Annotated in this window: 21 protein-coding genes; 20 read left to right on the plus strand and 1 reads right to left on the minus strand. The window is 71.1% G+C overall.

Annotated elements, in window-relative coordinates; genetic code table 11:
* Positions 1-261 precede the first annotated feature (261 nt).
* From ACQRWP_RS33125 to ahcY, 12 genes are all read left to right on the plus strand, one after another.
* Positions 262-2,250 carry a toxin glutamine deamidase domain-containing protein gene (locus ACQRWP_RS33125; protein ID WP_430500057.1) on the plus strand — a complete coding sequence of 663 codons (1,989 nt, stop codon included), beginning with the start codon at positions 262-264 and terminating at the stop codon, positions 2,248-2,250.
* Positions 2,251-2,308: 58 nt separating this feature from the next.
* Positions 2,309-2,560: a hypothetical protein gene (locus ACQRWP_RS33130; RefSeq protein ID WP_430500058.1), complete on the plus strand. Its 252-nt coding sequence runs from the start codon at positions 2,309-2,311 to the stop codon at positions 2,558-2,560.
* Positions 2,561-2,714: 154 nt separating this feature from the next.
* Positions 2,715-3,374: a tetratricopeptide repeat protein gene (locus tag ACQRWP_RS33135; protein WP_410820385.1), complete on the plus strand. Its 660-nt coding sequence runs from the start codon at positions 2,715-2,717 to the stop codon at positions 3,372-3,374.
* A gap of 56 nt (positions 3,375-3,430) precedes the next feature.
* Complete coding sequence (locus ACQRWP_RS33140) at positions 3,431-3,679, plus strand: hypothetical protein (protein ID WP_430500059.1); 249 nt, start codon at positions 3,431-3,433, stop codon at positions 3,677-3,679.
* A gap of 134 nt (positions 3,680-3,813) precedes the next feature.
* Positions 3,814-4,455, plus strand: a complete 642-nt coding sequence (locus tag ACQRWP_RS33145; RefSeq protein WP_430500060.1) for an endonuclease V — start codon at positions 3,814-3,816, stop codon at positions 4,453-4,455.
* A gap of 151 nt (positions 4,456-4,606) precedes the next feature.
* Complete coding sequence (locus ACQRWP_RS33150; RefSeq protein WP_430500061.1) at positions 4,607-5,668, plus strand: hypothetical protein; 1,062 nt, start codon at positions 4,607-4,609, stop codon at positions 5,666-5,668.
* Positions 5,669-5,737: 69 nt separating this feature from the next.
* Positions 5,738-7,123, plus strand: coding sequence for a phosphomannomutase/phosphoglucomutase (locus tag ACQRWP_RS33155; RefSeq protein WP_430500062.1), 1,386 nt, complete (start codon positions 5,738-5,740; stop codon positions 7,121-7,123).
* A gap of 61 nt (positions 7,124-7,184) precedes the next feature.
* Positions 7,185-7,370, plus strand: coding sequence for a Trm112 family protein (locus tag ACQRWP_RS33160; protein ID WP_091394023.1), 186 nt, complete (start codon positions 7,185-7,187; stop codon positions 7,368-7,370).
* A complete protein-coding gene (locus ACQRWP_RS33165; RefSeq protein ID WP_430500063.1) occupies positions 7,367-8,563 on the plus strand; it encodes an SIS domain-containing protein in 1,197 nt (398 codons plus the stop codon). The genes ACQRWP_RS33160 and ACQRWP_RS33165 overlap by 4 nt, the downstream gene beginning before the upstream one ends.
* Positions 8,564-8,630: 67 nt before the next feature.
* Entirely contained in the window at positions 8,631-9,638 is a 1,008-nt protein-coding gene (locus ACQRWP_RS33170) for a cation diffusion facilitator family transporter (RefSeq protein ID WP_430500064.1), read from the plus strand.
* 3 nt (positions 9,639-9,641) lie between these two features.
* A complete protein-coding gene (manA, locus tag ACQRWP_RS33175) occupies positions 9,642-10,805 on the plus strand; it encodes a mannose-6-phosphate isomerase, class I (protein ID WP_430500065.1) in 1,164 nt (387 codons plus the stop codon).
* 279 nt (positions 10,806-11,084) lie between these two features.
* Complete coding sequence (gene ahcY / locus ACQRWP_RS33180) at positions 11,085-12,584, plus strand: adenosylhomocysteinase (RefSeq protein ID WP_091394012.1); 1,500 nt, start codon at positions 11,085-11,087, stop codon at positions 12,582-12,584.
* A gap of 92 nt (positions 12,585-12,676) precedes the next feature.
* Here ahcY and ACQRWP_RS33185 read toward each other — a convergent pair whose 3' ends face one another.
* The gene (locus ACQRWP_RS33185) at positions 12,677-12,835 is read right to left on the minus strand and encodes a hypothetical protein (protein WP_430500066.1); all 159 of its coding nucleotides are present in this window, start codon (positions 12,833-12,835) and stop codon (positions 12,677-12,679) included.
* Between the two features lie 172 nt (positions 12,836-13,007).
* Between ACQRWP_RS33185 and efeU the strand changes: the two genes are divergently transcribed.
* The 8 genes from efeU to hpf all read left to right on the plus strand — a co-directional run bounded on the left by efeU (position 13,008) and on the right by hpf (position 22,454).
* The gene (gene efeU, locus ACQRWP_RS33190; RefSeq protein ID WP_430500067.1) at positions 13,008-13,907 is read left to right on the plus strand and encodes an iron uptake transporter permease EfeU; all 900 of its coding nucleotides are present in this window, start codon (positions 13,008-13,010) and stop codon (positions 13,905-13,907) included.
* Between the two features lie 23 nt (positions 13,908-13,930).
* Positions 13,931-15,064, plus strand: coding sequence for an iron uptake system protein EfeO (gene efeO, locus ACQRWP_RS33195; RefSeq protein ID WP_430500068.1), 1,134 nt, complete (start codon positions 13,931-13,933; stop codon positions 15,062-15,064).
* A 25-nt stretch (positions 15,065-15,089) separates the two neighbouring features.
* Positions 15,090-16,367, plus strand: coding sequence for an iron uptake transporter deferrochelatase/peroxidase subunit (gene efeB / locus ACQRWP_RS33200; protein WP_430500069.1), 1,278 nt, complete (start codon positions 15,090-15,092; stop codon positions 16,365-16,367).
* 223 nt (positions 16,368-16,590) lie between these two features.
* Entirely contained in the window at positions 16,591-17,280 is a 690-nt protein-coding gene (mtrA, locus tag ACQRWP_RS33205) for an MtrAB system response regulator MtrA (RefSeq protein ID WP_110564421.1), read from the plus strand.
* 12 nt (positions 17,281-17,292) lie between these two features.
* On the plus strand, positions 17,293-19,050 hold the full coding sequence (mtrB, locus tag ACQRWP_RS33210) for an MtrAB system histidine kinase MtrB (RefSeq protein WP_430500070.1): 1,758 nt from the start codon (positions 17,293-17,295) through the stop codon (positions 19,048-19,050).
* A gap of 32 nt (positions 19,051-19,082) precedes the next feature.
* Complete coding sequence (locus ACQRWP_RS33215; protein WP_430503368.1) at positions 19,083-20,861, plus strand: LpqB family beta-propeller domain-containing protein; 1,779 nt, start codon at positions 19,083-19,085, stop codon at positions 20,859-20,861.
* 37 nt (positions 20,862-20,898) lie between these two features.
* Positions 20,899-21,573 carry a ComF family protein gene (locus tag ACQRWP_RS33220; protein ID WP_430503369.1) on the plus strand — a complete coding sequence of 225 codons (675 nt, stop codon included), beginning with the start codon at positions 20,899-20,901 and terminating at the stop codon, positions 21,571-21,573.
* Positions 21,574-21,818: 245 nt separating this feature from the next.
* A complete protein-coding gene (gene hpf, locus ACQRWP_RS33225) occupies positions 21,819-22,454 on the plus strand; it encodes a ribosome hibernation-promoting factor, HPF/YfiA family (RefSeq protein ID WP_410820398.1) in 636 nt (211 codons plus the stop codon).
* Positions 22,455-22,475: the final 21 nt, after the last annotated feature.

Here is a 22,475-nt window from a genome sequence, read left to right on the forward strand (position 1 = left end):
CGGACCGACCGCCTGGTCTCCGGCGACTGGACCCCCAGCACCCACGATCAACCCCGGGCTGGCGGCGCCGGTCACCTTCGGCGTCCCGACCACCACCAACGGTCCGCTGCCGGTCGCCCCCACCCCGCCAGCGGTGGGTCGGTTCGCCGTGCCGTCGCGCATCCCGAGCCGGGAGACACCCGCACCGGTACGAGCGCCCGACCATCCGGCCCGGGTAGGGCGTCGATCCCCGTCGACGTGGCCGCGTTCGGTGCCCCGACGGTGCGTGAGCCCGAGACCAACGACGCGTACGCGGCGCAGTGGGCGGCAGCGGCGGAAGCCGCCGAGCGCCGGCGCTACCAGGACCACTACGAATCGCTGCGGATCGGGTTCGAGAACAACCGCCGGCAGGCCGAAGCCGCCCGACTGCGCACCCGTGCCGTGGAGCACGATCGCCGAGCCGTCGAGTACGCCACCTACGCCCGGCAACTGCACCAGGCCGGCAACCGGCAGTGGGCCGACGGCTGGCAGCGCGCCGCGAACGAGGAAGCTCGCGCGTACTCCGAATGGCGTGACCTGGCAGACGCGGTGCTGGCCGGCACCACGGCCCCGCCGGTCGTGGACATCAGCGCCACCTTCGAGCACGCCAACCGGGACGTGGGCGCCCTCGCGCTCGGCGCGGTGGAATCTGCCGGCCCGTCCAGGCTCACCGGCGACGACGATCCGCCGCCGATCGACGACTCCCGGCCGTACGGGCAGCCCGGAGGACTCCGGCCACCGCTCGCCCTGCACCAGGTCGACGTCGAACGACAGGTGCCCCGCGATCCGGACGGCACCGTCACCCGCACCGCTGACCCCCGACAGGGCGGCTGGTTCCGACTGCTCAACGACGGTGGTCCCGCGGCCGACGCCACCCGGGGCATCAACTGCCTGGACTGCACACTGTCGCTGTTCGAGACGTGGGTGCACGGGCGCCCCCGCGTGTCGGCGCCACGAACCTTCGACGGCTACCTCGACGGTGACATCCGGCGCCCCATCCGTGGCGAGGCGGGCGGCCCGGGCCGGGTGGAGGACGTGACCGGCGGGCGCTTCCAGCAACTCCTCGCCCCCGGCCAACGTACGGACGCCGCGCAGGCGCGGCAGGCCGCCGACCGGGGCTACCGCAACCTGCACGACCAACTGCTGCTGGGCGGCCACGGCAGCTACTCGTTCCTGGTCACCGAGTGGGCGCACGGCGGTTCGCACGCCTGGGTGGCGCTCAACCAGAACGGCACGGTGCTCTACGTGGACCCGCAGAACGGCGTGGTCCGAGACCGGCCGATCTACCCCAACGTGGTCGGCATCGACGCGCTGGTGCTGAGCGGGGACGGCAGACCGATGCCGCTCGGCGGACTACCCCGGGGCCGGTTCAGCGAACGGCCCGACCTGCCGGATCACCCGCCGACGCACGACGACGGCGGCCACGGCGACCCGTACATCAACCGGATGTACCTGCTCCTCGACGGCCCGGGCTCAGCGCCGCAGCCGGACGGGCCGGGTGGTGATCCGACCGCGGCAGAAGATCGGGGCGACCGCGGCTGGCAGGCTGCCGGTCCGCTGTTGCCCGCTGATGAATCTGGCCGTCAGTTGAACCCGAAGGATTGCGAGTTCCTCGGCATCACGCCCGATGCCGTCCTGGCCTGGGCCGACAGGTCGGCACCCCTTGGAGCTACCCGGGCGCAGTTCGCACAGATGACGGCCGAACTCTTCGATGCATTGCGGGAGGATGGCCTGGACCTGTCGACTGTCGACATGCGGCTCCAGGGCTCATCGGCTCGCTTCTTCTCGGGTCCCCACAAGCAGATGCCGTCGGAGTCCGAGTTGGTGGACAACCCGGAGGCGTTGGCGCGTTTGCAGGACTGGTCACAGGTGGCGCCGCTTCCACTGCGTAGGCCGTTCGACTCCATGTATCGGTTAGGCCTGGAAGAGCCGAGCGACTACGACTTTCAAATTTCCTCGGATGAGATGGTGGAGCGGGCTCGGCAACATGGGGCCGAGACCTATCCTGGCCTTCGTGTCGTCAACGCGAGGTACGGCTTCGTGACGAAGAAGGTGGCGCGAGAGTGCTTCCCTCACCTGTTTGATTGGGCCGAACGGCACGCCCGTGATCTGGGCCGCGACGTGGTGCCGGCGATTTTTCCTGGTTCCGGTCCGCCGGATCGAACCGGAACCGGAGTGTCGTCCCACTTCCAAGATTCGGACTGGATTGTTGGGGAGCCAGATGTCAGCTAGTTGGGTAATTGATCTGCACGGGGACGTAGACCGAGCCACTTTGGGCCGTCTCCGGGCAGTGCTCGGCCTGAGTGAGGTCGGGCGGCTCGGCGACGACTGGGACGAGTTGTTCGGCGAAGTCAAACGGACAATCGCAGGGGTATCTACGAGCGTTGGGCTTTGGCGCGACGTGGACAGCCGAGGATGGCGCCTCGACATCGACCTGCTGGCGGAGCCGGGCGACTCGGACGTGCAGGATCTGCTGGCTGCGGTCCGGGCGGAGGTTGAAGCGGCGGGCGTACAGGTCGCTTCGATCGCCAGTCGCCGCTAGGCGTCACGGCCGGCGCTCGTTCGTGGGATTCGGCAGCGGACGTTCGTCATGTTCGAGGAGCAGCTTCGCGCGGCCGGTGATCCTGGCGCGGACCCCGATTTAGCGAGAGTGAAGTAGGCATGCTTCGCGGATGGACAGACGGAGGGACGGGTCGATGACGACCGAAGGACTGGACGCTCGGCTGGTACGGGCGCAGGTGCGGTACGAGCAGGCGGTCTTCGGCGGCGACGCGAAGTCGTTGGACGAGGCGGAGCGGGACCTCACCGCGCTGGACGCTGATGTGGCGCTGGCTCGGGGGCGGCTCCTGCACGCCCGGTTCCTCGACACCGGGTTGGAGGACGCGGAGGAACTGCCGCTCTTCGAGCGGGCGGCCGGGCTCTACCGGGAGTTGGGTGATGCCCGCGGTGAGGGCGAGTCGCTCTTCTGGGTGGGCACGGTCCACCAGGTGATCCGGCAGGACCAGGCGGCCGCTGACCCGGCCTTCGCCCGGGCGCGCGAGTTGGCTACCGCGGCGGGGGATGAGCTGACGCTGTCGTACGTGTTGCGGCACCTCTGTTTCGGTGAGCAGGCCGCCGGTCGTGTCGATGGGGCGCGGGAGTTGTTGACCGAGTCGACCCGGTTGCGCCGGAAGTTGTCCTTCACCGCCGGTGTCGCGGCGAATTTGATCGGTCTGGCGGATCTGGCCGCGAGCGACGGTGATCGGGATGCTGCCCGTGAGCTGCTGGACGAGGCGGCCGGGCTGGCGGCCGACAGCGGCGCGCACGGGGTTGGTCGGTGGGTCGAGGAGGCCCGCGACGAGTTAGGGCTTGCCTGAGCGTGGAAGGCGATCGGCGGGGTTGGAGCCCTGGCGGCGTCGAATAAGATCGACGCGTGGCGAGATCCGGTACGCAGAGCGACAAGTCCTACCTCTGGACCTGGCCGGTTGGCATCCTGATCGGCCTGGCGATCGGCATTCCCGTGTTCGGTGCGAAGGGTGGTGTGGCCTTCGGTGTCGCGCTCGGCATTGCCTTCGTATTCGGCCTGGGTGCGATCAGGGGCCGGGCCGCCGGTGACCCTGCCCGGGGTGGCCCGGACGGTAGCGCCGTCGGGGATGGCGCCGACGCCTCCGGCCGAGGGTGATCGACTCCGGTTCCTTGAAGTCGGGGCATCCAGGGCCGTGGGATGGCCCGGCTTCCGTGAAGCCGAGTGGATCATCGCCAGCGCCGGGCACGACGAGCGCCGGGACCGCAGGGCCGGGCAGTGTTGCCGAGGCGGTGGCCGTACAGGAGGAGTTGCGGCCGCTGGTGGACCTGGTCGGGCCGGGGCCGAGCGTGCCCGCGACGGTGGCCGGCCTGGACGTCGCGTACGCCGAGGGTGGTGACCTGCTGGCGGCGGCCGTGACGGTCCTGGACGCCCGGACCCTGGCGGTGGTGGACTCCGCGGTCGGTGTGGGGCGACCCGCGTTCGACTATGTGCCGGGGTTGTTCGCCTTCCGTGAGTTGCCCGCGTTGCTCGCCGCGCTCGACCGCCTGACCACCATCCCGGACCTGCTGGTCTGCGACGGGCATGGGCTGGCCCATCCGCGCCGATTCGGGCTCGCCTGCCATCTCGGGGTGGTCACCGGGTTGCCCGCGATCGGGGTGGGAAAGACGCCGCTGGTCGGGGTGTGGGATCCGCCGTCCGCCGAGCGGGGCTCCTGGTCGTCGTTGCGCGACGGCGGTGACGTCGTCGGTCGGGTGCTGCGGACCCGTGACGGGGTGAAGCCGGTCTTCGTCAGCGTCGGCCACCGGATGAGCCTGGAGAACGCGACCGCGCAGGTGCTGGCGTTGACTCCGCGCTATCGGCTGCCGGAGACCACCCGCACCGCCGACCGACTGTGCCGCGACGCCCTCGCCGAGGCAGAGCAGGCCCGCTGATTGGCTGGTCACTCCGGTCACCAGCAGGCCGGCGGGACGAGCCGTAAACCGTAACGCCGCACACATGCGGGGCGCTCTATAACCGGTGGCATAGGTGGGCCGGTAGTAGCCTGACCCGCGGACCCCACCCGGGGAGAACGGCGAGGTAATCATGACAGTGCGTCGACGCGTGGCACGGCTCGCGGCGGTCTGCGGTCTTGCGGGCGGCCTGGTGATGCTCGGCGCGTCGCCGGCGTTGGCCGATCAGGAATCGGTCCGGGTGGGCGCGGCCAGCAGCTTCGCCGCCGGTGGTTCCGCGCAGGGGGTGAACGTCGCGGTGCGCAAGCGCACCGACGGGTGCGTCCTGCTGCGTACCGCGCTGGGCTTCAGCCTGGAGGGTCTCCAGCCGAACCAGGTGGCGGTCGAGGTCAACGCGGGCGGGCGCTGGTTCCCGGTGGCCGTCACCGGTGGCGCCGGCACCGTGTCGACCGCGCAGACGTCACCCTCGAAGCCGACGCTGTGCAAGGGCAAGAGCATCACGGTGCGCTACCGGGTGGCGTTCGCGGCGGGTTCGCCGGGCGGCCGTCTCCTGGTCACGGGCGCGGGCATCAGCGCCGCCGGCCAGACGCTGGGTCACGCCACCGACGCGGCGCGGCTGACCGGAGCGCGGGTCACTCCGTCGCCGACTCCGTCGCGATCGAAGACGCCGACGCCTACTCCGAGCCCGACCGAGGTCGCGACCGTCGACGAGGCGGTGAACCCGGCGGCGCAGGGCGGCGTCTCCGCAGCGCCGAGCACCACGGCGACCGCCGCCGAGTCGTCCGGAGGAGGATCACCGGTGATGTACTTCGGCATTGTGCTGGTGGCGGTCGGCCTGCTGCTCATCGTGCTGCTGTTCCGTCGCTCGCGGCAGGACCGGAAGCCGTCCGACGACGAGCCCGGCACCCTGCCGGGCAACCCCGGCGGCACCACCTACCGGGCCGGGGGCGGGTTGCCGGCCGCGCCCGGTCGCCCCGGTCAGGTGTACGGCCAGCAGCCGCCAGCCGCCGCGTGGGGTGGTGCGGTGCCGTCACCGCGTCCCGCCACCGGCGGGGTCTACGGTGCACGGCCGGACACCCCCGCTCCGGAGGCCACCCAGCCGATGCCGGGTCGACCCGATGGTCGTCCGAAGCCCGGTGACCCGCCCACCGACGGGGGCGGCCACACCGTGTTCATTCCCCGGCTCCCCAGCTGAGCGGAGGACGGCCCGGCCCTCCGTTACGCTCAGGATCGGTGTCTAACCTGCGGCCAAGGAGTGGAAAACGTGTCTGATCTGTCCCAGATTGTGAAGGCGTACGACGTCCGCGGGACGGTGCCGGACCAGTGGGACGAACGGGCCGCCGAGGCACTGGGCGCCGCCTTCACCCAACTGCTCAACTCCACCGACGAGCCGGGCGACGCCGTCGTCGTCGGGTACGACATGCGGGCCACCTCGCCCGGCCTGGCCGCCGCGTTCGCCGCCGGTGTACGCGCCGAGGGGCGCTCGGTGATCGAGATCGGCCTCGCCTCCACCGACCTGCTCTACTACGCGTCCGGCTCGCTCGACCTGCCCGGCGCGATGTTCACCGCCAGCCACAACCCCGCGCAGTACAACGGCATCAAGATGTGCCGCTCCGGCGCGCGCCCGATCGGCCAGGAGAGCGGCCTGGCCGAGATCCGGGAGCGGGCCCAGGCCCTCCTGGACTCGGGCGACGCTCGTCCCGCCGGTGCGCCGACCCGGCCCGCCGAGCGGCGTGACCTGCTCCCCGACTACGCCGGCTACCTGCGCAAGCTGGTGGACCTCTCGGGCATCCGGCCGTTGAAGGTGGTCGTCGACGCCGGCAACGGCATGGGTGGCTTCACCGTTCCGACGGTGCTGGGTGACGCGGCCCTGTCGCCGCTGCCGTTGGAGATCGTGCCGCTCTACTTCGAGTTGGACGGCAGCTTCCCCAACCACGAGGCCAACCCACTCGACCCGGCGAACCTGGTCGACCTCCAGCGCGCGGTGGTCGAGCACGGGGCCGACATCGGGTTGGCCTTCGACGGTGACGCCGACCGGTGCTTCGTGGTGGACGAGCGCGGTGAGCCGGTCTCACCATCGGCGATCACCGCACTCGTTGCCGCCCGTGAGCTGGCCAAGCACCCGGGCTCCACGGTGATCCACGGCCTGATCACCTCCAGCGCCGTCGCGGAGATCATCCGGGAGCACGGTGGGCAGCCGCTCGTCGCCCGGGTCGGGCACTCCTTCATCAAGGCGGAGATGGCCCGCACCAACGCCGTCTTCGGCGGCGAGCACTCCGCGCACTACTACTTCCGGGACTTCTGGTTCGCCGACACCGGGATGCTCGCGGCGATGCACACGTTGGCCGCGCTGGGCGAGCAGTCGCTGCCGCTGTCCGTGTTCGCCGGTGAGTACGAGCGCTACATCGCCTCCGGCGAGATCAACTCGACGGTCGCCGACCAGGCGGCGGCGGTGGCCGAGGTGCGCGCCGCGTACCCCGACGCGGTGGCCGACGAGATGGACGGGCTCACCCTGCGTTTCCCCGACGGCGCCTGGTTCAACCTGCGCGCCTCCAACACGGAGCCGCTGCTGCGGCTCAACGTCGAGGCGCCCACCCGGGATCGGATGGTCTCGCTCCGGGACGACGTGCTCGACCGCGTTCGCCGATAAGATCGCCTGCGCCGGTCGGCACCGCCGTCGGTCAAGCCGTACACGTGGAAGGAGCCGCGCCATGGCCCTGGATCCGCAGTTGCTCGAGATCCTTGCCTGTCCGGACACGCACCACGCCCCGCTCACCTATGACGCCGAGGCGCAGACGTTGACCTGTACGGAGTGCGGTCGGATCTTCGAGGTCCGCGACGACGTGCCGGTGCTGCTGCTCGACGAGGCGCGCGGCGGCCCCGGGCAGTCCTCATGATCGACGGTACGGCCGGGGTCAGCGGACGTCGTGACGCCGACGAGGCCCTGCTGGACAACCCGCAGGCGTTGGCCGAGGCCGACCCGGGCGGCATGCTCCGGCACACGGCGTCGGCCGGCGCGCAGGTTCGCGAGAGCGCCGCGCTGGCAGCCGAGGCGAACCTCGCGGTGCTCGCCGACGACGGGCGGCCCCGAGCCGTCGTGATCGCCGGCATCGGCACGGCCGGGCGTACCGGGGACGTGCTGGCCACGGTCGCCGGGCCACGCTGCCCGGTCCCGATCATCGGGCACCGCTCCGCTGGCGTACCCGGCTGGGTGGGCGCGGCCGACGTGGTGATCGCGGTGAGCGCGTCCGGACGTAGCCCGGAGGCGCTCGGCGCCGCCGAGGCTGCCCACCGCCGTGGTGCCCGACTCGTCGCCGTGGGTGCTCCGGACTCGCAGTTGCAGTCGATCGCCGAGCAGGCCCGGGCGCCGTTCATCCCGGTGCCCCGGCGTGCCCCGGCCCGGGCCAGCCTCTGGGCGCTCACCGTGCCGGTCCTGCTCGCCGCCCGTTCCCTCGGGCTCGTGAAGGTCAACGAGGCGGACCTGGCGGAGACCGCGGCCCGGCTCGACGCGGACGCCGACCGCTGCCGGTCCGCCGCGGAGTCCTTCGTCAACCCGGCGAAGTCACTGGCGCTGGGTCTGGCCGGCTCGATCCCGATCGTCTGGGGTTCGTCCCCACTGGCCACGGTGGCGGCCCGACGCTTCGGCGACACCCTGTCGGCCAACGCTCGCTACCCGGTGGTCACCGGAGCGCTGGGTGAGGCCGGGCGGGGGCGCGTCGGGCTGCTCGACGGCGTCTTCGGCGGCCTGGCGGAGGGGGAGCGGGACATCTTCGCCGACTCGGCCGAGGACGACGGCGAGGGCACCCGGTTGCGGCTGGTGCTGCTGCGCGACGGCGGGCTCAACGCCGAGGACGACACCGACGAGCCGCTCGCCGTCGAGGAGCGCCGTGCGGACGCGGTGCAGACCCTCGCGGAGCGCCGTGGCGTGCGGTGCGACGTGGTGACCGCCGAGGGCGGCTCCGCGCTGGAGCGGCTGGCGTCGCTGATCGCCGTTCCGGATTTCGCCTCGATCTACCTTGCTCTGGCACATGGGCTGGACCCGATGGCCGTTCCGGCCATCACCGAGATGAAGGAGCTGTCGAACCAGTGAACGAACGTAGGGGGCGGCGCGTCATGCGCGGACCGGGCGGCTTCGTGCGGCGAAGCGGAGCGGTGGCATGAGCGCCAACGGTGGGACGAAGGCGATTGTCGCCGCCCTGCTGGCCAACATCGGCATCGCCGTCACCAAGTTCATCGCGTTCCTGCTCTCCGGCTCGTCGTCGATGCTGGCCGAGGCGGTCCACTCGGTCGCCGACTCCGGCAACCAGGGCCTCCTGCTGCTCGGTGGCAAGCGCGCCAAGCGGGCGGCCACGCCGGAACACCCGTTCGGGTACGGCCGGGAGCGCTACATCTACGCGTTCATCGTGTCCATCGTGCTGTTCAGCATCGGTGGCCTGTTCGCCCTGTACGAGGCGTACCACAAGTGGGACCACAAGGAGGGCATCAAGGAGTGGCACTGGCTCCCGGTGGTCGTGCTGGTCGCGGCGATCATCATGGAGTCGTTCTCCTTCCGGACCGCCATCAAGGAGTCCAACCACGTCCGGGGCAACCAGTCCTGGGTGCGCTTCATCCGTCGGGCCAAGGCCCCGGAGCTGCCGGTGGTGCTGCTGGAGGACTTCGGCGCGCTGGTCGGTCTGGTGTTCGCGCTCTTCGGCGTCGGCATGACGCTGATCACCGGCAACGGCCGGTGGGACGCCGCGGGCACCGCGATGATCGGCATCCTGCTGGTCGTCATCGCCGTCGTGCTGGCTATCGAGACGAAGAGCCTGCTGCTCGGTGAGGGCGCCGAGGCGTCCGACCTGGCCGCCATCGAGCGGGCCGTCACCGACGGCCCCGAGGTGGAGCGGATCATCCACATGAAGACGCTCTACCTTGGCCCGGAAGAGCTGATGGTGGCCGCCAAGATCGCTGTTCCGGAGTGGGAGAGCGCCCACGACCTGGCCCGTGGCATCAACGCCGTGGAGGCGCGGATCCGCGCCGCGGTGCCGACCGCCCGGGTGATCTATCTGGAGCCGGACGTCTACAGCGCCGCTGCCGCCGAGGCCGGCACCGGTGCCGCGGCCGACACCGCCGTGCCGCAGCCGCAGGACAAGTCGGGCGAGGCGGCCGGGCGGCCCGGGGGCTGACGGGTGGAGCCACTGTATGGGCCGATCCGGGACTACGCCTGGGGCTCGCGCTCGGCCATCGCCCTCCTTCAGGGGCGATCGGTGCCGAGCGCGGGCCCGGAGGCGGAGCTGTGGCTGGGGGCCCACCCGGGCGCCCCGGCCCACGTGGATCGCGCCGGTCTGCGGGTGAGCCTCTGTGACCTGGTGCGGGACGAACCAGGGCAGTGGCTCGGCCAGCGGGTGTCCGAGCGGTTCGGCAGCCGGCTGCCGTTCCTGCTCAAGGTGCTCGCGGCCGACGCTCCGTTGAGCCTGCAGGCCCACCCGGACGCCGAGCAGGCGCAGGCCGGCTACGCGGCGGAGGCGGGGCGCCCGGAGGGGCAGCGTAACTACTCCGACCCGCACCACAAGCCGGAGTTGCTGGTCGCGCTCACCCCGTTCGAGGCGCTGTGCGGGTTCCGGGATCCGGCGGAGTCGGCCGAGGCGCTCGCCGCGTTCGGCGTACCGGCGTTGGCGCCGGTGGTCGCCGCGTTGCGGGCCGGGCCGGCCGGGTTGCGGACGGCGGTGCGGACGCTGCTCGGCTGGCCGGTCGCCAAGCGTCACGACCTGCTGGCCGCGGTGGTGACCGCGCCGGCCGACGGCCCGGACGCGGAGCTGACCCGCCGGCTGGCCAAGGCGTACCCGGGGGATCCGGGTGCGCTGGTCGCGCTGCTGTTGCACCACCTGCGGCTGGAGGCGGGGGAGGCGATCTGGATGCCCGCCGGCAACCTGCACGCCTACCTGAGCGGCTGCGGCGTGGAGATCATGGCGGCCAGCGACAACGTGCTACGCGGCGGCCTGACCCCGAAGCGGGTGGACGTCGACGAGTTGTTGCGGGTGCTGCGCTTCGAGGTGCTCGACGATCCGGTGCGGGCCGCGCAGCCGGTCGGCCCGGGCGTGGACTGGTGGCCCGTGCCGGTGGACGATTTCGCGCTGCACCGGGTGCGGGTCGACGCGGCGGTGCCCTCGGTGACGTTGCGGCTGCCCGGCCCTCGGGTGGTGCTCTGCGCTGGCGGTTCGATCACCGTGGACGACGGTGCCGGCGCGTTGACGCTGGCCTCCGGCGAGGCGGCGATCGGCACGGCGTCGGGAGCGCCGCTGCGCATCGAGGGCGCCGGTGTGGCATACGTGGCGACGTCCGGGCTGCGCTGACCTCCGCGCGGGAGAACGACACAAGTCCGACTTTCCCGGAATAGCTTGACGTCACCCTGGCTGAGTGTGACTCTATGAGTACGCAGCGTTATCGCGACGACGGTCCGAGAACGTGCGGGGGAACCAAACCGGGGGGATGCACGGGGCGGGCGGGACGTGGGCGGGAAACTCCGTTCATCACCGACCGCCCCGTGCGCTGTCCGCAGACCGTGCCTGATGCCCGTCGCCGACGCGCGTAAGGTGGAGGGTCGGCGCAGACATCGTTCGACAGGAGCTTTCATGACCAGCACCCTCCCGGCGTCCGCCAGCGGCACGCCGTCCGAGGCCCGGCCGAGCACGCTCGCCGACGGCGACTTCAAGGTGGCGGATCTGTCCCTCGCCGAGTTCGGGCGTAAAGAGATCCAGCTCGCCGAGCACGAGATGCCCGGCCTGATGGCGATCCGTCGCGAGTTCGCCGAGGCGCAGCCGCTCGCCGGCGCGCGGATCACCGGCTCCCTGCACATGACCATCCAGACCGCCGTCCTGATCGAGACGTTGGTCGCGCTCGGCGCGCAGGTGCGCTGGGCGTCCTGCAACATCTTCTCCACCCAGGACCACGCCGCCGCGGCGATCGTCGTCGGCCCGGACGGCACCCCCGAGGCGCCGGCCGGGGTTCCGGTGTACGCCTGGAAGGGCGAGACCCTGCCGGAGTACTGGTGGTGCACCGAGCAGGTGCTCGCCTGGCCGGACGGGCAGGGCCCCAACATGATCCTCGACGACGGCGGCGACGCCACCCTGCTCGTACACAAGGGCGCCGAGTTCGAGCGGGCCGGGGCGGTCCCGCCGGTCGAGTCCGCCGACTCCGAGGAGTACGCGGTCATCCTCGAGCTGCTGCACCGCTCGCTCGGCGAGGACGGCCAGCGCTGGACCCGGATCTCCGCCGGCATCAAGGGCGTGACCGAGGAGACCACCACCGGCGTGCACCGGCTCTACGAGATGCACCGGGCGGGCACCCTGCTCTTCCCGGCCATCAACGTCAACGACTCGGTGACCAAGAGCAAGTTCGACAACAAGTACGGCTGCCGGCACTCGCTCATCGACGGCATCAACCGCGCCACCGACGTGCTGATCGGCGGCAAGATGGCGGTCGTCATGGGCTACGGCGACGTGGGCAAGGGTTGCGCCGAGTCGCTTCGCGGCCAGGGCGCCCGGGTCGTGGTGACCGAGGTGGACCCGATCTGCGCGCTGCAGGCCGCAATGGACGGCTACCAGGTCGCCACCCTGGATGACGTGGTCGAGCAGGCCGACATCTTCATCACCGCCACCGGCTGCTTCGACGTCATCACCAACGAGCACATGGCCCGGATGAAGCACCAGGCCATCGTCGGCAACATCGGCCACTTCGACAACGAGATCGACATGGCCGGGCTGGCCAAGCGTTCCGACGTCGAGCGGATCAACATCAAGCCGCAGGTCGACCTGTGGCGCTTCGCCGACGGGCACGCCATCATCGTGCTCTCCGAGGGTCGCCTGCTGAACCTGGGCAACGCGACCGGGCACCCGAGCTTCGTCATGTCGAACTCGTTCGCCAACCAGACGATCGCCCAGATCGAGCTCTTCACCAAGACCGAGGAGTACCCGATCGGCGTCTACGTGCTGCCCAAGCACCTGGACGAGAAGGTGGCCCGGCTGCACCTCGGTGCGCTCGGCGCCAAGCTGAGCACGCTGACCAAGGAGCAGGCCGCCTACCTCGGCGTCTCCACGGAGGGTCCGTTCAAGCCGGATCACTACCGCTACTGATCGACATCTCCGGACCGGGTCGGCTGTTCGCAGCCGGCCCGGTTCGTCGTCTCCGCCGCCGGCTGGGCGGGCGCAGCGTCTCCGCCGCCGGGTCAGCCCGAACGGGGGCGGCGCCGGGTGGGCCGGAACCACGTCCAGACGCACCAGACCAGCCAGCCGACCGACACGACGGTGGCCAGCGCCCGCAGACGTAGCGCGCTGAGCAGCAGCACCACGGCCAGCACCGCCAACCACGGCAGGAATCCCCTCACGGCGGGGATCCTTCCACAGTCGGGCGACGACAGGCCGGCCGCCGGGCGGTCGTGGGTCCTCGTCACGGGCCTGGTGAGCTTGTCGTGAACGACTTGACGAGTGCCCTGAGCAGGGAGGAAGGTATGCCTGCCCTAAGTCAGCCAAGGCGTGCCTAACCTACTCGGAGTCCGGATGTTCGCCACCTACCTGATCGGTCTGCGGGAAGGGCTGGAAGCCACCCTGGTGGTCAGCATCCTGGTCGCCTTCCTGGTGAAGTCGCAGCGCCGGGACCGGCTGCCGCAGGTCTGGGCGGGCGTCGGCCTGGCCGTGGCGCTCTCGGTGCTCTTCGGTTGGCTGATCGAGTACACGACGACCTCGCTGCTGTCCCGTTCCGAGGATCGCGAGTTGTTCGAGGCGATCACCTCGGTCGCGGCCGTGGTCTTCGTGACCTGGATGATCTTCTGGATGCGTCGGGCCGCCCGGACCATCGCCGGCGAACTGCGGGGCAAGCTCACCGAGGCGCTGGCCGTCGGGTCCCTCGCTGTCGCCGGCATGGCCTTCCTCGCGGTGATCCGCGAGGGCCTGGAAACCGCGCTGATCTTCTACTCGGCCGCCCAGGGCGCGGCCGGCGACAGCGGCCCGCTGCTCGCGTTGATCGGCGGCATCGTCACCGCCGTGGTCCTCGGCGTGCTGCTCTATGCCAGCGCCCTGCGGATCAACCTCAGCAAGTTCTTCACCTGGACCGGCGCGCTGCTGATCCTGGTCGCCGCCGGCATCCTCAAGTACGGCGTGCACGACTTCCAGGAGGCCGGCGTCCTGCCCGGCCTGAACGACCTGGCCTTCGACATCACCAGCACGCTCGACCCGAGCACCTGGTACGCGGCCCTGCTCGCCGGCATGTTCAACGTGACCCCCGCGCCCACAGTGCTGGAGACGATCGCCTGGGTCGCGTACGCCGTACCGGTGCTCCTGCTCTTCCTGCGACCGGCCCGGCGCAAGCCGGCTCCCACCGCGACCACCACCACCGTCACCGAGCGCGGGGCCGACACCGGCGCCGAGGCCGAGGCGGCGTCCACACCGCAGCGTGCCTGACCCCACGAGGAGAGACAGCCCAGATGCGTACCACCCAGTTCTTCGCGCTGGCCGCCGCCGGCGTGCTGGCGACGGCCGGTCTGGCCGCCTGCTCCGACTCCGACAAGGGTGACCCGGCCGCGTCCGGCGGACCGATCGTGGTCAAGGCCAGCGACACCGCCTGTGAGGTCGGCTCGACCGATCTGGGCGCCGGCACCGCCACCTTCAAGATCACCAATTCCGGCGCGAAGGTGACCGAGTTCTACGTGTACGCCGACGGCGACCGGGTGATGGGCGAGGTGGAGAACATCGCCCCCGGGCTGAGCCGCGAGCTGCACGTGGAGTTGCCGGCCGGCACGTACCAGACGGCCTGCAAGCCAGGGATGAGCGGCAAGGGCATCCGGGGCGCGCTCAAGGTCAGCGGGTCGGCGCAGCCGCTCACCGCCGACGCCGCGCTGGGTGACGCCACCGACAACTACCAGCGCTACGTCAAGAGCCAGACCACAGCGCTGTTGGACAAGACCGAGGAGTTCGTCGGCGCGGTCAAGGCCGGCGATGTGGCGAAGTCCAAGGCGCTCTACCCGGTCGCCCGCACCTACTGGGAGCGGATCGAGCCGGTCGCCGAGATCTTCGGCGACCTCGACCCCAAGATCGACGGCCGCGAGGAGGTCATCGAGGAGGGGATGGAGTTCACCGGCTTCCACCGGATCGAGAAGGACCTCTGGCAGTCCGGCGACATCAGCAAGGACGGCCCGATCGCCGACCGACTGCTGGTCGACGTCAAGGAGATCGTGGCCAAGGCGAACGCCGAGAAGCTCTCGCCGCTCCAACTGGCCAACGGTGCCAAGGAGTTGCTCGACGAGGTGGCCAGCGGCAAGATCACCGGCGAGGAGGACCGCTACTCGCACACCGACCTGTGGGACTTCGCCGCCAACCTCGAGGGTTCCAAGGCCGCCGTGTCCGCCCTGCGGCCCGCGTTGCAGCAGCGCTCTCCGGAGCTTGTCACGCAGCTGGACACCGAGTTCGCCAACGTCGAGGGACTGCTCGGCAAGCACCGCGACGGCGACGGGTGGAAGCTGCACACCGCGCTGAGCAAGGCCGAGCTCAAGGAGCTCTCCGACGGCATCAACGCGCTCGCCGAGCCGATCAGCAAGGTCGCCGCGGCCGTCGCGAAGTGACCACCTGACAGAAAGAGTCGAATCGATGAGCGGGAGCAGGTTCACCCGGCGCCGGGCGATCACCCTGGCCGGCGCCGGGGTGGCCGGGGTCGCCGGAGTGGCGGCCGGTGCCGGGGCGCTGCTGAACGGCTCCCATGGCCCGGCCGCGGCGAGCGACCACCCGGCCGGGGCGGTGCCGTTCCACGGTGAGCACCAGGCCGGCATCGTCACCCCGGCGCAGGACCGGCTGCACTTCGTGGCCTTCGATGTGATCACCAAGGACCGGGCCCGGCTGGTCGAACTGCTCGAGGAGTGGACGGCCGCCGCCGCCCGGATGACCGCGGGGCGCGACGCCGGGGTGCTGGGTGCGGTCGGCGGAATGCCGGAGGCCCCGCCGGACGACACCGGCGAAGCGCTCGGCCTCCCTCCCTCGCAGCTCACCCTCACCATCGGGTTCGGGCCGACGTTGTTCCGCGACGCCGACGGGCGGGACCGCTTCGGCCTCGCCGACCGTCGGCCCGCCGCCCTTGCCGAGCTGCCGAAGTTTCCCGGCGACGCGTTGCAGGCGCAGCTCTCCGGCGGCGACCTCTGCGTCCAGGCCTGCGCCAACGACCCGCAGGTGGCTGTGCACGCGATCCGCAACCTGGCCCGGCTCGGCATGGGAGTGGTGAGCGTCCGCTGGTCGCAGCTCGGCTTCGGCCGCACCTCGTCGACCTCACGGGACCAGGCCACCGCGCGCAACCTCTTCGGGTTCAAGGACGGCACGGCCAACCTCAAGGCCGAGGACACCGAGCTGCTGCGCGACCAGTTGTGGGTGCAGCCGGGCGACGGGCCGGACTGGATGGCCGGAGGCTCGTACCTGGTCACCCGCAAGATCCGGATGCTCGTGGAGACCTGGGACCGGACCTCCCTCGCTGAGCAGGAGGAGATCGTTGGCCGGACCAAGGGCAGCGGCGCGCCACTGGGTCGCAGCGAGGAGTTCGACCAGCCCGACTTCGCCGCGCGTGGCGCGGACGGGAAGCCGGTGATCGCCGAGCACGCCCATGTCGCGCTGGCCCACCCGAGCCGGAACGGCGGCGCCCAGCTGCTGCGCCGGGGTTACAACTTCGTCGACGGCTCGGACGGCCTCGGCCGACTCGACGCAGGCCTCTTCTTCATCGCCTACCAGCGCGATCCACGGCGTCAGTTCGTACCGATCCAGACGCAGTTGGCCCGGCACGACGTGATGAACGAGTACCTACGACACGTCTCCAGCGGGGTGTTCGCCTGTCCCCCCGGGGTACGCGACGGCGGGGACCACTGGGGGCGTGGGCTGTTCGGCTGACCGTCGTCCGGATGGCGACAACCGGATCGGCTCAGCCTGCGGTGGCGCCCAGCGGCGTCGAAGGGGGATCATGGTGGCAGCCCGGCGACGGCCATCCGTGCGCCCGGCACCGCAGCCCGTGGCGCCGCCGCGGCGGACCGCGGTCACCGTTTTGACGGCGGCGCGAAGCATTACCGGCGGACGCCGGTCCCACCGAACTGAATGAGGATGCAATATTAATCCCATGAGAGCCCGCGTACTGGTGGTCGACGACGACCCCGCGCTCGCCGAGATGCTCGGCATCGTGCTTCGCAGCGAGGGTTTCCAGCCCTCGTTTGTGGCGGACGGCGAGCGGGCGTTGGCCGCTTTTCGCGACAGTCGTCCCGATATCGTGCTGCTTGACCTGATGCTCCCCGGTATGAGCGGTATCGACGTCGCCCGGTCGATCCGTGCGGAGTCCGGCGTGCCCATCGTCATGCTGACCGCCAAGAGCGACACCGTGGACGTCGTGCTCGGCCTGGAGTCCGGCGCCGACGACTACGTGGTCAAGCCGTTCAAGCCCAAGGAGCTGGTGGCCCGGATGCGGGCCCGACTGCGCCGAGGCGAAGACGTGGCCCCGGAGATGCTCACCATCGGGCCGCCCGACAACCAGATCACCATCGACGTGCCGGCGCACACGGTGAGCCGCAACGACGAGGAGGTGAAGCTGACGCCGCTGGAGTTCGACCTGCTGGTCGCGCTCGCCCGCAAGCCACGTCAGGTCTTCACCCGCGAGGTGCTGCTCGAACAGGTCTGGGGCTACCGGCACGCGGCCGACACCCGTCTGGTCAACGTGCACGTCCAGCGGTTGCGGGCCAAGATCGAGCCGGACCCGGAGCGACCGGAAATCATCCTCACCGTGCGGGGCGTGGGCTACAAGGCGGGGACCGGATAGCCTGGTCGCACTGTGTCGACCTCGCCGCCCCCACCCTCCCCGAGTACTGCTGCCCGCCGGCCCAGCGCCGGCGGGGAGCTCTGGCGTGCGGTGAGCGGTCGGGTCGCCCGGGTGGTGGGTCGGGCGCACCAGACCTGGCGCCGCTCGCTCCAGGTCCGGGTCGTGACCATCACGCTCGTCGCGTCCAGCCTGCTGGTCGGCGGGTTCGCGTTCCTGATCGCCGACAAGATCACCACGATCCTGCTCGACAGCGCTCGCAGCGACGTCCGGCAGAGGGTGACCACCGGTGCCAGCTACGCGGCCAAGCAGGTCTCCTTCTACGGGCAGCCGCAGGAGGCGCAGCTCCAGGAGACCATCGACGGCACTGTCAACTACCTGGCCGGCGGCGACCCCCAGCAGACCAGCGGGGTGGTGGTGGCGATCACCGCCGACGACTACCCCAACGACATCCAGACGCGCACCTCCCCGTCTGCGAACGTCCAGTCGCTGATCAGCCCCGAGCTGCGGGCCGCGATCGCCGACGGCAAGGTGGCCAGCCAGATCCGCACCGGGCGACTCACCGACAAGACCACCAAGTACCTGGTCTACGGCTCACCGGTGCCCACCCGCTTCGGCCAGATCGAGCTCTACTATCTGGTGCCGCTGGGCCGGCAGGACGTCACCGCCGCCGACGCCCGAGCCACGGTGGTGGCCACCGGGGTCGCGCTGGTGATCCTGCTCGGGTTGCTCGCGGCGCTGGTCACCCGGCTGGTGGTCAACCCGGTCCGGGTCGCCGCACGAACCGCCCAGCGGCTCTCCGCGGGCCTGCTCGACCAGCGGATGGTGGTCAACGGCGAGGACGACCTGGCCCTGCTCGCCGCGTCGTTCAACCAGATGGCCACCAACCTGCAACGGCAGATCCTGCGCCTGGAAGAGATGTCCCGGTTGCAACGCCGCTTCACCTCCGACGTCTCCCACGAGCTGCGTACCCCGCTGACCACGGTCCGGATGGCCGCCGACCTGATCTTCGCCGAGCGCGACGAGTTCGACCCGGCTGTCGCCCGCAGCGCCGAGCTGCTCCAGGCCGAGCTGGATCGATTCGAGGAGCTGCTCACCGACCTGCTGGAGATCAGTCGGTTCGACGCGGGCTTCGCCATGCTGGATTCCGAGCCGACCGACCTGGTGCCGGTGGTGCACCGGGTGGTCGACCGGCTGGCTGGCCTGGCCGAGCGGGTGGGCGTACCGATCGAACTCGACCTGCCGGGCACGCCGGTGATCGCCGAGGTCGACCCGCGCCGGGTCGAGCGGGTGTTGCGCAACCTGGTCGGCAACGCCGTCGAACACGGTGAGGCCCGCCCGGTGCTGATCACCCTCGGCATCGACGAGACCGCAGTGGCGATCACCGTCCGCGACCACGGCGTGGGGCTGAAGGTGGGCGAGGAGAAGCTGGTGTTCAACCGGTTCTGGCGGGCGGACCCGTCCCGGGCCCGGCAGACCGGGGGCACCGGCCTGGGCCTGTCGATCAGCCTGGAGGACGCTCGGCTGCACGGCGGCTGGCTGGAGGCGTGGGGTGCTCCCGGCCAGGGCGCGCAGTTCCGGCTCACACTGCCGGCCCGCGCGGGCGATCGGCTGACCACCTCACCGCTGCGGCTGGTGCCGGCCGACGCCGCCCTGCCGTTCGGCGGCCCCCGCGACGGTGGCCCACTTGCCATCGGTCCCGGCGCCGGCGGGGCACTGGCGATCGGCCCGGCTCCGGCCGGGGACGGGCAGCGGACGGAGGTGCGCTCGTGAGACGGCCAACTGTGCTCGGGGCTCTCGGCGTGATGGTGCTGCTGGGCGCCGGCTGTGGCATCCCGGCGGCATCCGACGTGCGGGTGGACGGCAAGGGCGGCGCCGCGACCGAGGCCGGTGTGATCAGTCGGGGCAGTGAGCCACCGACGCGGACGGCCAGCGGCAGCGTCAACGAGACGTTCGTTCGCAACTTCCTGTCCGCCGCCGCGGGCGAGCCGGACCGGGCGTACGAGCGGGTCAAGGCGTTCATCGCTCCGGAGGACAAGATCCGCCTACAGGACAAGAAGGGCAGCGAGGTCGCGCTGAACGTGGTCCGGCTGCGCGGAGCGGTCTACACCCTCAACCGCGACTCGACCACGACCGTGAAGATCGCCGTGCAGCAGATCGGGGTGCTGCGGACCAACGGCACCCTGGCTCCACCGGTGGCGACCGAGACGGAGTACGAGTTCGGCCTGCGCAGTGCGTCCGTCAACAGCGGCGCCAACGACGAGCGGGCCGGCCTCTACATCATCAACCCGCCCAACGTGCTGCTGCTCAGCGACACCGCCCTTCGTCAGTACTACCAGGACGAGACGATCTACTTCTGGAGTTCGGACCGCAGCCGCCTGGTGCCCGATCAGCGCTACCGGCCGCAGGCGGTGCCGGTCGAGCGGCAGGTCAACGAGGTGGTGAAGTGGCTGGTCGGCGGCCCCTCCGACTGGTTGCGCCCGGGTGTCGTCGGGCTGCCGGACCGCACCGAGCTGATCAACAACGCCACCGGCGGGAACGGTCGGTGGGAGGTCAACCTGGACATGTCCGGTGACGACCAGAACGGGATCGATCAGTTGATCACGCAGATCGCCTGGTCGTTGGGCGACCTTACCGGTCAGCTGGAGTTGAAGATCCGCAACAACGCGCAGCCCGTGGTGGAGCTGGGCGAGCGACGAGAATCCCAGTTGCTCTACCCGCATGCCACCAGCCCGCAGCGCTTCGGCGTGTACGACGGCGCGATCCACCCACTCGACTTCGAAGGTGAGCCCAGCGGCACTGTGCCGTTGACACCCGAGGCCAACCGCAACGTCGTCTCCGCCAGCCTCGGGCTGGCCAAGGACCGCCGGATCCTCGCCGCGATGGTGGTCGCCGGCAGCGGCGGGAACCGGTACCGACTCGCCGTCGGCACGGGTGCCGACCCGGTCTCCGTGCTCAGCCGCAGCGGCACCGAATACTCCGCGATCGGCCGACCGGTCTGGCTGCGTACTGTCGACAACCGCCCCAGCCGCGGCCTGGTGGTGGCCGACGGGCAGCTCTACCGGTTCGACGAGGCGGCCCGGATGTATCCGGTGCCGCTCAACCTGCCGTCCGCCGGGGTCACCGCGGTGGCCGCCGCGTTGGACGGCCAGCGGGTGGCGCTGATCGCCGGCGGCCGCCTCTACGTCGCCGCGGTCAACCTCGACGGCGGCGGGGTCTCCATCGGCCCGCCCCGAGAGTTGGTCACCTCGCTGACCAACCCGACGGCGGTCGACTGGGGCAGGGAGGACCAGCTCGTGGTGGCGGGGTCGGTCGGCCAGCCGGCGATCTACGAGATCAGTGTCGACGGCGCCCTGGAGACGCCGCTGAAGACCGAACTCGGCGCCAAGGTCACCCACCTGACCGCGTACCCGACCAACCGCAGCGTGCGGGCGCCCAGCGGGGCCTACATGTACGAGGCGAACGGGGTGGCCTACCGCAGCAGCCCGTTCGAACGGATCGAGCCTGGCCGGGTACGCGACATCGCCCCGGTGCCGACAGGTGTCCGGCCGAGCAACCCGTCGGCGCCGTTCTTCCTCTACTGACACGGTGAGCGGGCTCTGGGCGGACCTCGCCGACCTGGTGCTGCCCGCCGACTGCGCCGGTTGCCGGGAGCGCCGACCCGGCCTGCGGCACGGGGTCTGCCCAGCCTGTGTCGTGGCGCTGGATGAGCTGCGGCCACGGGCGGTCCGCCCCACCCCCGCCCCGCCGGGCCTGCCGTCCTGCGTCGCCCTCGGCCCGTACGCCGGTCCACTGCGCGAGGCTCTGCTGGCGTACAAGGAACACGGCCGACACGGGCTGGCCCGCCCGCTCGGCGCGCTGCTCGCCGAGGTCGTCGCGACGGCCGTCGGTGGGGCACGCCCGCTGGCGTTGGTTCCGGTCCCGGACACCGCGGCGGCGGCCCGGTCCCGCTACGGGGACCACCTCGACCGGCTGGCCCGGCACTGCGCGGCCCGGCTCCAGCGCAGCGGTTGGGCGGTGCGGGTGCATCGTCCGCTGCGGGCGTCGCCCCGACCCGACTCGGTCACCCTTGACAGCGCCGGGCGCGCGGCGGCGGCCGAGGCGGCCTTCCAGCCCCGCTCGACCGGGCCGGTGCGCGGTCGAGCCGGAGGCGCGGCGCCGGTAGTGGTGCTGCTCGACGACATCGTCACCACCGGCGTGACCCTCGCCGCCGCGAGCCGGGTGCTGACCGCGACGGGATGGGCACCGAGTGTCGCGGCGGTGCTCGCGGCGACCGAGAAAAGACACCAGTCGTAACCGATAGTGTTTCCGTTTCACCCGTTGGTGTATGAGGTGCGAAAAATCCTGGGTGGTCTCGGCAACATGGGGTGACTGCCGGGCAAACAAGAGTTAGCGTTTCGCTGTCGGGGGTAGGAGGTCGTTCCAACCGCCCCCGGCGGTGAGAGGAGGCGTAGCCGTACCAACCGGTCGACGCCAGCGGGTCTCCCCACGGCGCGCGGCCGGGTAACCGGATCGAAGACCGTCCGAAAAAGGGAGGTCACGTGGACATCGTGGTCAAGGGCCGAAACGTCGAAGTGCCGGACCATTACCGGGTACACGTAGCCGAGAAACTCGCGAAGATCGAACGCTACGACCACAAACTTATTCGCGTTGATGTCGAGCTGTTTCACGAGCGCAATCCGCGCCAGGCCGACCACTGCCAGCGGGTGGAGATCACCTGCGTTTCCCGGGGCCCGGTGATTCGGGCCGAAGCCTGCACGAACGACTTCTACAGCGCGCTCGACGCGGCCATCGCGAAGCTCGACACCCGGCTGCGCCGCGCGGCCGACCGCCGCCGCGTACACCGGGGCCGGCACGCGCCGATCTCCGTCGCCGAGGCCACCGCTGGCCTGCCGGTCGCGGACCTGGTGCCCAGCGCGCTGAGCGCGCCAACCGACGGCGCCCGCGCCGGCACCGCGGTCGCGGAGCGCGTCGAAGAGGAGCACGACGACCAGCCGTGGCACATCGCCCGGGAGAAGGTGCACCCGGCCGAGCCGATGACCATCGACGACGCGTTGTTCGAGATGGAGCTGGTCGGCCACGACTTCTACCTTTTCCAGGACAAGGAGTCCGGCCGCCCCAGCGTCGTCTACCGGCGTCACGCGTACGACTACGGCATCATCTCCCTCGCCACCTGACCGGTAGCCGATCCGCGTCGA

Origin of the sequence: Micromonospora trifolii (genome assembly GCF_050516465.1) — a bacterium.
Taxonomy (GTDB): domain Bacteria; phylum Actinomycetota; class Actinomycetes; order Mycobacteriales; family Micromonosporaceae; genus Micromonospora; species Micromonospora trifolii.

Coding starts and splice junctions, on each gene's coding strand:
- ACQRWP_RS33135 (WP_410820385.1), top strand. CDS start 2,715: ATGACGACCGAAGGACTGGACGCTCGGCTGGTACGGGCGCAGGTGCGG.
- ACQRWP_RS33150 (WP_430500061.1), top strand. CDS start 4,607: ATGACAGTGCGTCGACGCGTGGCACGGCTCGCGGCGGTCTGCGGTCTT.
- ACQRWP_RS33160 (WP_091394023.1), top strand. CDS start 7,185: ATGGCCCTGGATCCGCAGTTGCTCGAGATCCTTGCCTGTCCGGACACG.
- ACQRWP_RS33165 (WP_430500063.1), top strand. CDS start 7,367: ATGATCGACGGTACGGCCGGGGTCAGCGGACGTCGTGACGCCGACGAG.
- ACQRWP_RS33170 (WP_430500064.1), top strand. CDS start 8,631: ATGAGCGCCAACGGTGGGACGAAGGCGATTGTCGCCGCCCTGCTGGCC.
- ahcY (WP_091394012.1), top strand. CDS start 11,085: ATGACCAGCACCCTCCCGGCGTCCGCCAGCGGCACGCCGTCCGAGGCC.
- efeU (WP_430500067.1), top strand. CDS start 13,008: ATGTTCGCCACCTACCTGATCGGTCTGCGGGAAGGGCTGGAAGCCACC.
- efeO (WP_430500068.1), top strand. CDS start 13,931: ATGCGTACCACCCAGTTCTTCGCGCTGGCCGCCGCCGGCGTGCTGGCG.
- efeB (WP_430500069.1), top strand. CDS start 15,090: ATGAGCGGGAGCAGGTTCACCCGGCGCCGGGCGATCACCCTGGCCGGC.
- mtrA (WP_110564421.1), top strand. CDS start 16,591: ATGAGAGCCCGCGTACTGGTGGTCGACGACGACCCCGCGCTCGCCGAG.
- ACQRWP_RS33215 (WP_430503368.1), top strand. CDS start 19,083: ATGGTGCTGCTGGGCGCCGGCTGTGGCATCCCGGCGGCATCCGACGTG.